The following is a 12,810-nucleotide window of genomic DNA, read 5'->3' on the forward strand; positions in this document are numbered from 1 at the left end:
GTCTGTCGAATGTCGGCTGCCCTAGCTCGCCAGAGCGTGCTTGCGGCACATATGGGTGCAAATCCCATTCGGAGAGACTCGATGAAGACTCATGTCAAAGCGCTGGTTGTTGGCGGTGGTGCGGTCGGCAATGGCATTGCCTATCATCTGGCGAAGGCCGGATGGGATACCATGCTGGTGGAGCGGGATGAGTTGACGAGCGGGTCAACTTGGCACGCGGCGGGGCTGCTGCCTTTGTTCAACATGGGCTATGCGACGACGCATATTCACAAGTATTCGGTGGATTTCTACAAATCGCTGGAGGCGGAAACCGGGCTGAACGCCGGGTTCGCGGTGGTGGGCAACCTGCGGATGGCGCAGCATCAGGAGCGGATGGATGAGTATATGCTCTATTCATCGGTGGCCGAGACGGCGGGGGTTTATCACGAGTTTCTTAGCCCTGCGCAGATGAAAGAGCGTTGGCCGTTGTTGCGCACCGATGATCTGGTCGGCGCGCTGTATCACCCGCAGGACGGCTATATTAACCCGGCGGATGTGACTCAGGCGATGGCCAAGGGGGCGCGTCAGCATGGCGTGACGATTGAGCGTAAGGTGCAGGTGGACGGTTATAAGTGGACCGGAAGCGAGTGGATCGTGTCCTGCACGCGGATGGTTGAGCAGGGCGGCAATCTGGTCGCCTCGGACGACAAGTTTGAAATTCGGGCCGAGCATGTGGTCACCGCCACCGGCAACCATGCGCAGCGCACGGCGCGGTTGTTGGGGATCAAGATCCCGGCGATCCCGGTGGAGCATCAGTTCATCGTCACCGAGCCCGATCCGATGTTGGTCGAGTATCGCAAAAACAACCCGGAACACCCGGTTCTGCGCGATGCGGATGCGAAGTGGTATGTGCGCGAAGAACGTGGCGGCTGGATCCTTGGCCCTTATGAAAAGGGTGCGCCGGCGCGGTTTGAATATTCGGTGCCCGATAGCTTCCGCGCCGACCTGTTCCCGCTGGATTTGGAGCGGATCGAGGCCGAATATATGGCGATGATCCACCGCTTGCCGTCGTCGGAAGTGGTTGGTTTGAAAGACGATTTCAACGGCCCGATCTGTTATACGCCGGATGGCAACCCGCTGGTTGGCCCGGTTCCGGGGCTGCGCAATATGTGGATCGCCGAGGGCTTCTCGTTTGGCATCACGGCGGCGGGCGGCACGGGGTATTATCTGGCGCAAATGATGGTGAATGGCGAGGCTGAGATCGACATGGCTTCGCTCGATCCGCGCCGGTATGGCTCGTGGATCACCACCGAATACGCTGCGCGCAAGAATGAGGAATGCTACGACCATGTGTTCGTGCTGCATCACCCGGATGAGGAGCGTGAGGCGTGCCGTCCGTTGCGCACCGCGCCGGTTTATGATCGCCAGAAGGCGTTGGGCGCGCAGTTTGGGCAGGTGAATGGCTGGGAGCGGCCGATTTACTATGGTCCGCTGGATGCGCCAGAGGATTTCGACCATAAATCGCGGTCGTTCCGGCGTGGGGCTTGGTGGCAATATGCGGTGGATGAGGCCAAGGCCATTCGCGAAACCGCTGGTTTGATTGATGCAACTGCGTTCACCAAGCATGTGGTGAAGGGGCCGGGGGCGACGGCGTTCCTCGACTGGTTCACCTGCAACGCTTTGCCGAAGGTTGGCCGGATCAATCTGACCTATGCGCTGACCCCTGCGGGTACGACGCGGACGGAATATACCATCGTGCGCAATGGCGAGGATGATTATTATCTGGTCAGCGCCGGGGCCTGGACGGCCTATGACGCGGATTATCTGCGCAAATGTGCCGAGGATAAAGCGCCGGAGTTCGGCTATATCGAGATCCATGATGTGACGACGCAGTGGGGGGTGTTCGCGATTGCGGGACCGAAGGCGCGGGCGATTTTGGCCGAGCTGATCAAGGATGAAAACCCGGCGACGGCTTTGTCGAACAAGCGCTTCCCGTGGCTGTCGGCGCGGCGGATTGAACTGGGGATGTGCCCAGTCAATGCGATCCGGGTGGCTTACACTGGCGAATTGGGCTGGGAATTGCACCATCCGATCGAGATGCAGCGCTATTTGTGGGATCAGTTGATCGCCGCTGGGGCCAAGCATGGCATGAAGCTGGTCGGCGCGCGGGCGCAGAACTGGCTGCGGCAGGAGAAATCGTATCGGGCGTTCGGCAACGAATTGGGCCGCGATGCGACGCCGTTGGAGGCGGCTTTGGATCGGTTTGTTGATCTGAAGAAGGACTTTCAGGGCAAGCAGGCGATGCTGGATGTGGGTATTCGCTCGAAGTGCTGTACGCTGTTGATTGATGGGCCGTCGGATACCGATCCTTGGGGTAAAGAGGCGTTGTTGCTGGATGGCGTGAAGATCGGGCGGCTGACTTCGGGTGGCTATTCGGTGGCGTTCGGCAAGCAGATCGGCATGGGCTATGTGCGGCCTGATCTGGCGGAAGTTGGCACCAAGCTGAAGGTTCGGATGAACCGCGAGCTATGGGATTGTGTCGTGGTCGAGGATTCGCCGTTTGATCCAAGCAACGCTCGGATTCGGGTGGATGGCTGATTTGTCCGCGCGTGGGCGCTGGGGCTAGTCTTTTAGGATCAAAGGGTTAGGTTTCGGTGTTTGCGAATTGTTAAGGATTGGGGGCGGTGGGACTAATCCTGCCGCCCTTGGCTTTTGTTGCTGGTCGCCGGGGTTTCACACCCCGGACCCCGTGGGATATTTGAGCCAATGTGAAATTAGAGAGCCGCGTGTGTAGGGCAGGGAAAATTTTAGGCAAATTGTTGGGGTTTGAGGGTGGGACTGTATCGGTCAAGTTGAGGGGCGCAGTAGATACCGCGCGGGGTGCAAGATCATGTCGCGTCTTCTCGCGCGCCTTCCAGCACGATATCCAACTCGCCATCGGGAAGGGCGTGTTGCAGGTGCAGCGCTTGTTTGATCGGAGCTGTCAGCCAGAGGCGGCATTCCTCGGGGCGTAGCAGGATGACAGGCATTGCCTTGGGGAGAATGCCTGCGACCTCGCGATTTGGTTCGCAGGTGAGGAAGGCGAAGGCCTCCACCGTGACCTCGCCCTCTTTCAGCTTGCGGGTCGAGGTCCATTCGGTACGAATGCCTGCGAAGAAGGCCAGCGGACGATCCGCGCCAAGAGCGAACCAAACTGGCTTACCTTTGTTCGGGCCGGATCGGCTGTCCGGCTCTGCAAAGCTGGTGAAGGGCACCAGGCAGCGATGTTCGACCCCCAGCCATCTTTGCCAATGCGGGGAGGCAAGGTTGCGGATATTCGTCACCCCCGGATCGGTGCGTTTGCCGTGTAGAAACTGCGGCGGCGTTGGCAGGCCTCAGCGGGCCATCGACAACTGCCAACCGCCAGTGGCAGCGGGGCGGAGGATTGGCGCGGCATAGTCGGGGTAGATGCCTGACAGAGGCGGTAGATTGCCGGTAAAATCTTCGATCACGTCATCGTCTTCGGCGATCTCTTTGGAGGCTTGATGTACCTCGTCTTGGCTTTTGGTCTGCGAGTAGAGATTGCACATTTGTGTTGCCGGGAATGAGAAGGCTGCCAAAGTGGGAACACTTTGGCAGCTTGTCCAGTGCTGGATGTGCTTTGAGAGTCTTTCCGGGGTTACTCGGCAGCAATCCGTGTATCCGTGACGATCAGCGCGCAGGTGGCGCAGGCTTTCGGGCCGGTTTGAGCGAACCAGCGGCAACTGGCGCGGATGGTGCAGGGGGGCAGGTCGGGAGTTGCATGGGCTTGCAGGGCTTCCATCGCGCGGTCGATCACGCCGCAGCGGCTGCCTGTCCATTGGACGCACGCCGAGGTTTGGCAGGTGCCTGAGAAGCGCATGCGGGCTTCGGGTGGGCCTGCGGCTTTCGCGGCGTTCAGGAAATCTGCGTCGACCGTCATCGGTGTACGCAGGTTGTGGATGCGACCGTCCGGGCCCAACACGCCGATGAGACCAGCGCCCGCGTTCGCGGGGGCGCTGGGGCAGGTGTAGGGCGCGCGGGCGGTGGGGGGATCACCGCCCGCAGCACTCATAATCCGGCCCTTGCGGTGACAAAGGCGCGGTTGAGTTGTTTTTCAGCGTCAAACAGCATGTCGAAATCATGCCGGGCGACCAGCCCCCACCAATCGCGGGGGAATTTGGTCACGAAAGGTTGGTCGTAGCGGATGCCCGCCAAATGGCCGAGCACCAGCTTTTGCATGTCACCACTGATGGCGGCCTGCGTTTCTTTCGACAGGGCAATATCGCCCAGATCAACCACAAAACGGGTCATTGGAGCCTCCTGAAAATCGCGATGCGCTTGAAATATGCGGCGCAGGGTCAGGCTAGCTGAGAATCGCCTTTAGGGCGAGTCTGTGGCAGGTATGGAATTCCTTGGGGTGTCAGGGGCGTCAGTGCTGGCTGGCGGCCAGCCATGCTTGCCAATCGCGGGCGTTGCCCGCGAAGGCGTTCAGGTCAACTTTTCCTGTGATACCGGGAACTTGACCGGTGCCGCTGTATTGCCAGAAGGTCCAGCGCTGGCCCGCGTAAAGGTCGCGCGGATGGGCTGCGACCGAGCGCAGCCAGAAATCGGCGCCTTGGACTTTCCACATCTGGTTGTCTTCAAAGAAGTCGATGGCGGTGTAGACGATCGGGCGCTGGCCGTAGTGCGATTGCAGGGCGCGGATGAAGATTTGCGCCTCGGCGCGGATGTGTTCGGGGCTGTTGCGGATGCGGCAGGTGGGGGAAGTCGGGGTCCATTCCATGTCGAGGACCGGGGGGAGCGCTCCGGGCGTGCGGGGGACATGGGCGATGAACCAGCGCGCCTGCTCGATGGCGGGGCGGCAGTGGTAAAAGAAATGGTAAGCGCCGCGCGGGATTCCGGCGCGGGCGGAGCCTTGCCAGTGTTGATCAAACAGCGGATCGGCTTGATCGCCGCCTTCGGTCGCCTTGATGAAGGCAAAGCTGACGCCGTTGGCTTGCGCGGTTTGCCAATCAACGGCGGTCTGGAATTTCGAGACGTCGATGCCGTGGATGCGGTGGTCTTGCGGCGCGACTGAGCCGAAATCTTGCGGATGGGCATCGCCGAAATTGGCGCGGCTGGGGGTGGCGGTGGGCGAGCTGGTGGATTGGAAGGTTTCGCGCGGACGCCCGCCGCAGGCGGCGAGGGTGAGGATCAGGGCGAGGGTTATGACGTGGCGCATCGGGTCAAAATGCCAGAGCCTGCGGGCTTTGTCAGTGGGGGAAATTTCGCGGTCGGCGGGAATCCCCCGGCTTTAGCTGAAGCGGGCGGGCGAGAGGGCGGCGATCAAAGCGGCGCTGGCGCTGGGCGGGGTGCCGGTGATCAGATCGGCGGCGAGTTGGCTGGCAGCGGGGCTGGATTGAAAGCCATAGCCGCCTTGGCCTGCGAGCCAGAAGAAGCTGGGATCGGTGGCGTCGGGGCCGATCACTAAGACGCGATCGGGGCTGAAGGTGCGCAGGCCGGCCCAGTTCGACAGCAGCTTGGTCACGGGTTCGGTGACGAATTCTTCGTAGCGGGCGAGCCCCTCGGCCAGCACCATGTCATCGGCCCAAGCGTCGTGCGGCTCCATCGGGTGTTCTTCGGCGGGCGAGACGATCAGCGCGCCTGCGTCGGGCTTGGCATACCATGTCTCACCACAGCCGAACATCATCGGCCAGTTTGTCACGTCATGGCCGCCGGGGGCGGGGATGCGGGCCATCGAGCGGCGGTTCGGTTGGAAGCCTAAGGGGGTGATGCCTGCCATTGCGGCGGTTTGGTCGACCCAAGCACCGGAGGCGTTGATCAGGATTGCGGCTTCGTAAGTGCCGTTGGCGGTGGTGACGTGCCAGCCTTTGGCGGTTTTCTGAATGGCGGTGGCGCGGGCGTTGAGGTGGAATTCGGCGCCATTGTTGCGGGCTTCGCGGGCGAAGTTTTGGAGGAGCAGGTCGGTGTCGATATCCCATGCGTGCGAGGCGAGGGCAGCGCGGGTGACGGTTTCGGGGTTGAGGATGGGGACGATGGCGCGGGCCTGATCGAAGGGGATTTCGGGCAGGTGCATGTCGGCGATGTCGTGATCGAAGGCGGCATCCTCACCGGGGCGACCCAGGATCATGATGCCGCGCGGCGACAAGACATTGGCCGATTCGCGGAAGAAATCACCCGAGGCGAGGGAGAGTTCAACCACGGGGGCGAGGCCGTAGCGGGGTTCATAAAGCGCGGCAGAACGGCCAGAGGCGTGGTGGGCGAGGTTGGATTCGGCCTCAAGCAGGGTGACTTTGCCGTGTTGTGACAGGCGGGCTGCGGCGGAAACGCCTGCGATGCCGCCGCCGATGATCAGGAAATCTGTCTGCATATCCGCCCCCGTGATTTTGCGCGATTGGTTGGTATTGGGGGGCGGAATGCAAGGGGGCGGCGGCGAAATGGTGTGGGATTTCGGCGATATGGCGGGTGCGGCGAAGTGAGCTGTGGCGAAGTGCGGGTTGAGTCCGCGCAGTTTGAGTATTTGAGAAAGAGCAATTCTGTGTTGGTTCGGTTTGGGGGCGGGGCGGAGCGGTCAGCCGCGTCGGGCGGCGTCGATTTTGGCGACATCGATCTTTTGCATCGTCATCATGGCGGCAAAGGCGCGCTGGGCTTCCGCGCCGCCTGCGGTCATCGCGTCGGTCAGGGTGCGCGGGGTGATTTGCCAGTTGATGCCCCATTTGTCTTTGCACCAGCCGCATTCGCTTTCCCGCCCGCCGTTGCCGACGATGGCGTTCCAGTAGCGGTCGGTTTCGGCTTGGTCATCGGTGGCGATCTGCATGGAGAAGGCTTCGGTGTGTTTGAACGCAGGGCCGCCGTTCAGGCCGATGCAGGGGATGCCGCAGACGGTGAAATCGACAGTGAGGACATCGCCTTTTCGGCCCGAGGGGTAGTCGCCGGGGGCGTGGAAGACGGCGTTTACTTTGGTGTCGGGGAAGACGGAAGCGTAGAAGTTTGCGGCGGCTTCGGCGTCTTTGTCATACCAGATGCAGATGGTATTTTTGGCGATCTTTGCCATTGGGCGGTCCTTTCGGTCTGCGGGGATGCGCTCAGTTTTCCACCTGAACGGACGTGTGGCAAGCAAAAGGCCCGCGCGGCGTGCGCGGGCCTTCTTTGGTGGCAGAGATTGGCTTAGGACGCGCTTTCGACGCCTTTGACGAACCAATCAATGCTGGCGAGTTGCTCCAGCGTCATGATCTCGCCTGCTTTGACCTTTTCCACCCCGTCTTGGTCGAAAATCGGGCCAGTGAAGATGTCGTAGCTGCCGTCTTTGTAGCCCGCTTGCACGCCGTCGGCCAAGGCCACCACGTCGGCGGGAACGGCGGCGTTGTAGGGGGCGATCACCACGGTGCCCTCTTTCATGCCATCCCAAGTGTCGGTCGAAGTCCAGGTGCCGTCCACAATCGCCTGCGCGCGGGCGACGTAATAGGGCCCCCAGATGTCCTCAATCGCGGTGAGGTGGGCGGTCGGTGCAAAGGCCGACATATCAGCGCCTTGGCCAAAGCCGTAGAGGCCTTTCTGCTCAAGGATTTGCAGCGGGCCGGGGCTGTCGGTGTGGGTGGTGACGATATCGCAGCCGAGGTTGATCAAGGTTTCGGTCGCGGCGGCTTCTTTCGGTGGGTCAAACCATGAGTCGATCAGCACCAATTTGACGGTCGCAGCGGGGTTTTGCTTTTGCGCGGCGAGGGCGAAGGCGTTCACGCCCAAGACGACCTCGGGAACCTTGTAGGAGCCGAGATAGCCCAGAGTGCCGGATTTAGACATTTTGCCCGCGATGGTGCCCAGAACGGCGCGGCCTTCGTGGAATTTCGAATTATAGGTCGCCACGTTGTCGGTGCGCTTGAAGCCCGTGCAATGTTCAAACTTCACATCGGGGAATTCGGCTGCGACGGCAAGGGTTTGGTCCATGTAGCCGTAAGAGCAGGTGAAGATCAGCTTGCAGCCTTGTTGGGCCAGATCGCGGATCAGCGGGATGGCAGAGGCGTCTTCCATGACGTTTTCGACATAGATCGTCTCGACCTTATCGCCAAGGGCGGCGTCCACCGCCTCGCGGCCTTTGTTGTGGGCCCATGTCCAGCCATAGTCGCCAATCGGGCCAAGGAAGATGAAGCCGATTTTGATCTTGTCATCGGCACGGGCTGCGGTGCCGACCAGCGAAAGCGTGGCAGCAGCGCCTGCGGCTTTCATCAGGCTGCGACGGTTGAGTGTCGTCATTTTAGTCTCCCTGTTGGTGTTTTAGGTAGAGGGTAGGAATGGTTTGCCGAGGCAGGCGGGGGCAGAGGCCCCGACATTGCCACGGGACGAAATCAGGGTCAGGGCCACCACTGTCATAACGTATGGCATAGCCGCCCAGAATTGCGAGGGAATCGCTTGGACAAACGGCAGGCTGTTGCCAAAGCCATTGGCCTTGGCGAACAATTCCAGCCACATCAGGAAGCCGAAGAAATACGCCCCCGCCAGCAAGCGCCCGGTGCGCCATCCGGCGAAGACCACCAGCGCCAGCGCGATCCAGCCACGCCCGGCGGTCATTTTCTCGGCCCACATTGGGGTGATCACCATGCTGAAATACGCGCCGCCGATGCCTGCCATAGCACCACCGAAAGCGATTGCGGCGTAGCGGACTCCGGTCACGGAATAGCCGATGGAATGGGCAGAATGGTCGTTTTCGCCCACCGCGCGCAGGATCAGGCCGGCGCGGGTGGATTTGAGGAACCATGCGGTGAGCGGCACCATGACAAGGGCGAAATAGACCAGCGGCGAGTAGCCGAAAAACAATTTCAGGATCGGGTCTTTCGCGAGCGCATCGGGGAAGATTGAGCCGAACTGCGGCACGATGCGGCCAGTGAACGAAACGCCGATCAGCGAGGACAGGCCAGTGCCGAAGATCGACAGCGCAAGGCCGGTGGCGACTTGGTTGGAGTTGAGTTGCAGCACGAGGACGGCAAACAGCATCGACGACAGCGCGCCACCTGCGGCTGCTCCGATGACGCCAAGCCACGGATTGAACGTCAGGGCGGTGATGACGAAGCCCGAAATCGCCCCCATCAGCATCATGCCTTCGACGCCGAGGTTCAGCACACCGGACTTCTCGGTGATCAACTCGCCCAAGCCCGCCAGCAGGATCGGCGTGGTGAGGCCGATGATGGTGACAATGGAGGCGATGACGAATTCCGGGCTCATGTGCGCGCTTCCGTTGAGTTGGCGGGTTTTTTGGCGATGAAGCGGATGCGGTAGCGGATCAGGATGTCTGAGGCGAGGATGAAGAACAGCATCATGGCTTGGAAGATGCCCGCGGTGGAATTCGGGATATGCACGGTGGTTTGCGCGACTTGGCCGCCGACATAGGTGACGGCCAGCACAAAGCCCGCGATCAGGCAGCCGATGGGATTGAGGCGGCCGAGGAAGGCGACGATGATCGCGGTGAAGCCGTAGCCGGAGGGGAAGCCGAGGTTGATGGCTTTCAGGCTTCCGGTGAATTCTAACGCGCCTGCAAGGCCTGCCATGCCGCCGCCGATCAAGAGGGCCATCCAGATGGTTTGCTTGGCGTCAAAACCGCCGTGGCGGGCGGCGTGCGGAGCGGAGCCGACGACGCGGATCTGGAAGCCGAAGACGGATTTGGACATCAGCACCCAGAAGACGAAGGGCAGGATCAAAGCGATGGCGACGCCAAGGTGGACAGTGGTGCCTTGGAACAGGATCGGCAGAGTGAGGCTTTCAGGCAGGGGTGCTGTGGCGGGGAAGTTGCGACCGTTCGGGTCTTTCCACGGGCCGCCGACGAGATAGCCCAAGACTTGGAATGAGACGTAGGTGAGCATCAGCGAGGTGAGGATTTCGTTCACATCCCAGCGTGTTTTCAGAAACGCCGGGATGGCTGCCCAAGCCGCACCGCCGACGATGCCGGCGAGGATCATTAAGATCAGGGTGAAGGGGCCGCCCGTTGGGCCTGCGGCAATGCCGACGCCCGCCGCAAACAGCGCGCCCAGCACATATTGGCCCTCGGCACCGATGTTCCAGATTTGCGCCCGGTTGCCGATGGAGAGCCCAAGCGCGATGATGATCAGGGGGGCGGCTTTGACGGCGACGTCCTGCCATTTGTAGCTGGCGAGGATCGGGGTCAGGAAAATGTCGATCACCGCACGTTCGCCCTCGATGCCAATGGCGTCGAACACGATGACGCCGATCAGCATGGTTAATAACACCGAAGCGATGGGCGTGGCGATCAGCATGAAGGTGCTGGGGGCCGGGCGTTTTTCCAGCTTAATACGCATGGGCGACCTCGCTGGAGATATGGGTGGGCGCATTGGGATCGCCGTGGACGCCGCCCATCAGCAGGCCGATTTCCTCGATATTGGCACCCGCGACAGGCATCGGTTTTGAGAGGTTGCCTTCGTTGATCACCGCGAGGGTATCGCAGAGCGAGAGCAGCTCATCCAGATCTTGGGAGATCACCACGATAGCCGATCCGGTGGCGGCAAGGTCTACCAGCGCCTGATGGATGGCGGCGGCAGCCCCGGCATCGACGCCCCAGGTCGGCTGGCTGACCACCAGAACCTGCGGCTTTTGCATGATCTCGCGGCCCATGATGAATTTTTGCAGATTGCCGCCGGAAAGGCTGTCGGCCATCGCACCGGGGCCGGTGGCTTTGACTGAGAAGGCGGCGATCACCTCGCCTGCGTAGGTGCGGGCGGATCGGGCGTTGACCATACCGCCTGACACCATGCCCATGCGGTCGCGCGCGGTGAGGATGGCGTTGTCGGACAGGCTGAAATCGGGCACGGCGGCGTGGCCGTTGCGTTCCTCGGGGACAGACGCCATGCCAGCGAGGCGGCGTTGTTTGGCGGTGAGGGCGGCGATTTTGCTGCCGTCGATCTGGATGGCGTCGGGTTTTAGCGACGGGGTTTCACCTGAAAGAGCGAGCAGCAGGGCGTTCTGGCCATTGCCCGCGACGCCTGCGATGCCGAAGATTTCGCCTGCCTTCACCGAAAAGGAGATGTCTTTCAGCGCGATACCGAAGGGGCCGTCTTTCGGGATGCTGAGGTTTTGGACTGTTAGCTTGGCAGTCCCCAAGGCGCGACCTTCGCCGCGTTGAATGTCCTTCAGGCTGCCGCCGATCATTTTCTCTGCCATCGAGCGGGAAGTTTCCTTCGCCGGATCGCAGGTATCGACCAATTTGCCGCCGCGCAGGATAGTGGCGGTGTCGCACAGGGCTTTGATTTCATGGAGTTTATGCGAGATATAAAGGATCGAGCAGCCTTCCTTGGCCAGTTGCCGCAAGACGATGAACAGCTGTTCGACCTCTTGCGGCGTCAGCACCGAGGTCGGCTCGTCCATGATCAGAAGGTTGGGGTTCAAGAGCAGGGCGCGGACGATCTCAATCCGTTGACGCTCACCTACGGAAAGCGTCGAAACGATGCGGTGAGGCTCAAGTTTCAGCCCATACTGCTGCATCACAGCGACGATTTTTGCCTCAAGATCGCGGGCGGGGATTTTGGCGTCCATGCCAAGCGCGATGTTTTCCAGCACCGTCATCGCCTCAAACAGCGAAAAATGCTGGAACACCATGCCGATGCCAAGTTTGCGGGCGGCTTTGGGGTTGGCGATGGTGATGCGCGCGCCGTTCCACGCGATCTCGCCCGCGTCGGGCTGCATGATGCCGTAGATCATCTTTACCAGCGTCGACTTGCCCGCGCCATTTTCGCCGAGCAGCGCGTGAATTTCGCCGGGTTGCACCGCAAAGCTGACCTGATCATTGGCGAGCACGCCAGGGAAGCGTTTGGTGATGCCCGAAAGATCAAGGCGGGGCGGGGTTTGCATCGGGCGCTTGGTCCTTAAGGCTGGGACGTAGTGGCGTAGTGGACACTGTGACAGGCTTGGGTGGCTATGCGGATTGAGGTTGAAAGACTTTCAAGGTTTCTCTGGGTAATGGCCTTGGTTTTTCTTGAAAGCGGCATGGTTTTTTGGGTTTCCCAACGGACGGCAGATGCCCGATTTTTGCGCAGATGGGCTGAGTGAGGTTAGACCGGATGCGCGCAGGCTCGCAAGCGTTGGCTCGGGGGATGGGTGAGAATTATGACAGAGGCGCAGGTAGAGATATTCGATATATATCAATGGTGTAGATGGTATTTTGTGCAGTTTCGGTCCGGGTGGCCGCGAGGGCGCGCTTGATTATCAGGCGAAGACAGAAGCAGTTGCGGATTTTTGATGCAGTTTCAGGGTGAAACTTGACTTGATTGACGGTTGGGATGGCGCGACTCTGTCGCCAACAGATTGGGCGGAAAAGGAGCAAGCGATGGCGGAATTGGATCATGTGGCACTGCTGCGGCTGGCGATTGCGGAGTCGGAGAAAGCCAAACGGACGGGGGTGCATCCGTTTGCGTCCATTTTGGTCGGGCCGGATGGCGCGGTGCTGATGACGCAGCACAACGCCTTCATGCCAGATCACGATATGACCGGCCATGCCGAGCGGGTTTTGATGACGCGGGCCTCGACATCGCTGCCGATCGCATTGCTGCGCGAGTGTACGATTTACACCTCGGCCGAACCCTGCGCGATGTGCGCGGGGGCAATTTATTGGACCGGGCTGAAGCGGGTTGTCTACGGCATGTCAGAGCATCAGTTGAAGCAGATCACTGGCAATCACCCCGAGAATCCGACCTTGGATTTGCCTTGCCGGGTGGTGTTTGACGCCGGGCAGCGGCAGGTCGAGGTGATTGGGCCGATGCTAGAGGATGAAGCGGCTTTGGTGCATGAAGGGGTCTGGGGATAGCGATTTATGAAGCCATAAATCGGAGGGGC

At 60.9% G+C, this 12,810-nt stretch carries 13 protein-coding genes; 2 read left to right on the top strand and 11 right to left on the bottom strand.

The genetic code is table 11. The annotated features are described in order from the left end of the window. The first annotated feature begins 81 nt into the window (after positions 1-81). Positions 82-2,577 carry a GcvT family protein gene (locus ACS5RD_RS07360; RefSeq protein ID WP_489930636.1) on the top strand — a complete coding sequence of 832 codons (2,496 nt, stop codon included), beginning with the start codon at positions 82-84 and terminating at the stop codon, positions 2,575-2,577. A 290-nt stretch (positions 2,578-2,867) separates the two neighbouring features. On the opposite strand, the gene ACS5RD_RS07365 is transcribed toward ACS5RD_RS07360, so the two are convergent. The 11 genes from ACS5RD_RS07365 to ACS5RD_RS07415 form a co-directional block, all read right to left on the bottom strand. Then, entirely contained in the window at positions 2,868-3,302 is a 435-nt protein-coding gene (locus tag ACS5RD_RS07365; protein ID WP_489930637.1) for an SOS response-associated peptidase family protein, read from the bottom strand. Between the two features lie 51 nt (positions 3,303-3,353). Next, a complete protein-coding gene (locus ACS5RD_RS07370) occupies positions 3,354-3,548 on the bottom strand; it encodes a hypothetical protein (RefSeq protein ID WP_489930638.1) in 195 nt (64 codons plus the stop codon). Positions 3,549-3,637: 89 nt separating this feature from the next. Further along, positions 3,638-4,051 (bottom strand): hypothetical protein, encoded by a 414-nt coding sequence (locus ACS5RD_RS07375; RefSeq protein ID WP_054005730.1) that lies wholly within the window; start codon positions 4,049-4,051, stop codon positions 3,638-3,640. Continuing rightward, positions 4,048-4,290, bottom strand: coding sequence for a hypothetical protein (locus ACS5RD_RS07380; protein ID WP_054005731.1), 243 nt, complete (start codon positions 4,288-4,290; stop codon positions 4,048-4,050). The genes ACS5RD_RS07375 and ACS5RD_RS07380 overlap by 4 nt, the downstream gene beginning before the upstream one ends. 118 nt (positions 4,291-4,408) lie before the next feature. Beyond that, positions 4,409-5,200: a glycoside hydrolase family 25 protein gene (locus tag ACS5RD_RS07385; RefSeq protein WP_489930639.1), complete on the bottom strand. Its 792-nt coding sequence runs from the start codon at positions 5,198-5,200 to the stop codon at positions 4,409-4,411. A 72-nt stretch (positions 5,201-5,272) separates the two neighbouring features. Continuing rightward, a complete protein-coding gene (locus ACS5RD_RS07390; protein ID WP_489930640.1) occupies positions 5,273-6,349 on the bottom strand; it encodes an NAD(P)/FAD-dependent oxidoreductase in 1,077 nt (358 codons plus the stop codon). A gap of 201 nt (positions 6,350-6,550) precedes the next feature. After that, positions 6,551-7,033: a VOC family protein gene (locus ACS5RD_RS07395; protein ID WP_489930641.1), complete on the bottom strand. Its 483-nt coding sequence runs from the start codon at positions 7,031-7,033 to the stop codon at positions 6,551-6,553. 113 nt (positions 7,034-7,146) lie between these two features. Then, entirely contained in the window at positions 7,147-8,229 is a 1,083-nt protein-coding gene (locus ACS5RD_RS07400) for a BMP family ABC transporter substrate-binding protein (RefSeq protein WP_054005734.1), read from the bottom strand. Positions 8,230-8,250: 21 nt separating this feature from the next. Then, positions 8,251-9,195, bottom strand: a complete 945-nt coding sequence (locus tag ACS5RD_RS07405) for an ABC transporter permease (RefSeq protein ID WP_489930642.1) — start codon at positions 9,193-9,195, stop codon at positions 8,251-8,253. Beyond that, positions 9,192-10,283, bottom strand: coding sequence for an ABC transporter permease (locus ACS5RD_RS07410; protein ID WP_489930643.1), 1,092 nt, complete (start codon positions 10,281-10,283; stop codon positions 9,192-9,194). The genes ACS5RD_RS07405 and ACS5RD_RS07410 overlap by 4 nt, the downstream gene beginning before the upstream one ends. Beyond that, positions 10,273-11,829 carry an ABC transporter ATP-binding protein gene (locus tag ACS5RD_RS07415; protein WP_489930644.1) on the bottom strand — a complete coding sequence of 519 codons (1,557 nt, stop codon included), beginning with the start codon at positions 11,827-11,829 and terminating at the stop codon, positions 10,273-10,275. The genes ACS5RD_RS07410 and ACS5RD_RS07415 overlap by 11 nt, the downstream gene beginning before the upstream one ends. Before the next feature lie 475 nt (positions 11,830-12,304). Between ACS5RD_RS07415 and ACS5RD_RS07420 the strand changes: the two genes are divergently transcribed. Beyond that, on the top strand, positions 12,305-12,781 hold the full coding sequence (locus ACS5RD_RS07420) for a nucleoside deaminase (RefSeq protein WP_489930645.1): 477 nt from the start codon (positions 12,305-12,307) through the stop codon (positions 12,779-12,781). Positions 12,782-12,810 lie beyond the last annotated feature (29 nt).

The organism is Cypionkella sp. PAMC25878 (assembly GCF_058135695.1).

Bases quoted from the DNA above. Each gene is read 5' to 3' on its own strand.
- ACS5RD_RS07415 (WP_489930644.1), bottom strand. From the start codon at position 11,829: ATGCAAACCCCGCCCCGCCTTGATCTTTCGGGCATCACCAAACGCTTC.
- ACS5RD_RS07400 (WP_054005734.1), bottom strand. From the start codon at position 8,229: ATGACGACACTCAACCGTCGCAGCCTGATGAAAGCCGCAGGCGCTGCT.
- ACS5RD_RS07380 (WP_054005731.1), bottom strand. From the start codon at position 4,290: ATGACCCGTTTTGTGGTTGATCTGGGCGATATTGCCCTGTCGAAAGAA.
- ACS5RD_RS07370 (WP_489930638.1), bottom strand. From the start codon at position 3,548: ATGTGCAATCTCTACTCGCAGACCAAAAGCCAAGACGAGGTACATCAA.
- ACS5RD_RS07385 (WP_489930639.1), bottom strand. From the start codon at position 5,200: ATGCGCCACGTCATAACCCTCGCCCTGATCCTCACCCTCGCCGCCTGC.
- ACS5RD_RS07375 (WP_054005730.1), bottom strand. From the start codon at position 4,051: ATGAGTGCTGCGGGCGGTGATCCCCCCACCGCCCGCGCGCCCTACACC.
- ACS5RD_RS07420 (WP_489930645.1), top strand. From the start codon at position 12,305: ATGGCGGAATTGGATCATGTGGCACTGCTGCGGCTGGCGATTGCGGAG.
- ACS5RD_RS07405 (WP_489930642.1), bottom strand. From the start codon at position 9,195: ATGAGCCCGGAATTCGTCATCGCCTCCATTGTCACCATCATCGGCCTC.
- ACS5RD_RS07410 (WP_489930643.1), bottom strand. From the start codon at position 10,283: ATGCGTATTAAGCTGGAAAAACGCCCGGCCCCCAGCACCTTCATGCTG.
- ACS5RD_RS07390 (WP_489930640.1), bottom strand. From the start codon at position 6,349: ATGCAGACAGATTTCCTGATCATCGGCGGCGGCATCGCAGGCGTTTCC.
- ACS5RD_RS07395 (WP_489930641.1), bottom strand. From the start codon at position 7,033: ATGGCAAAGATCGCCAAAAATACCATCTGCATCTGGTATGACAAAGAC.
- ACS5RD_RS07360 (WP_489930636.1), top strand. From the start codon at position 82: ATGAAGACTCATGTCAAAGCGCTGGTTGTTGGCGGTGGTGCGGTCGGC.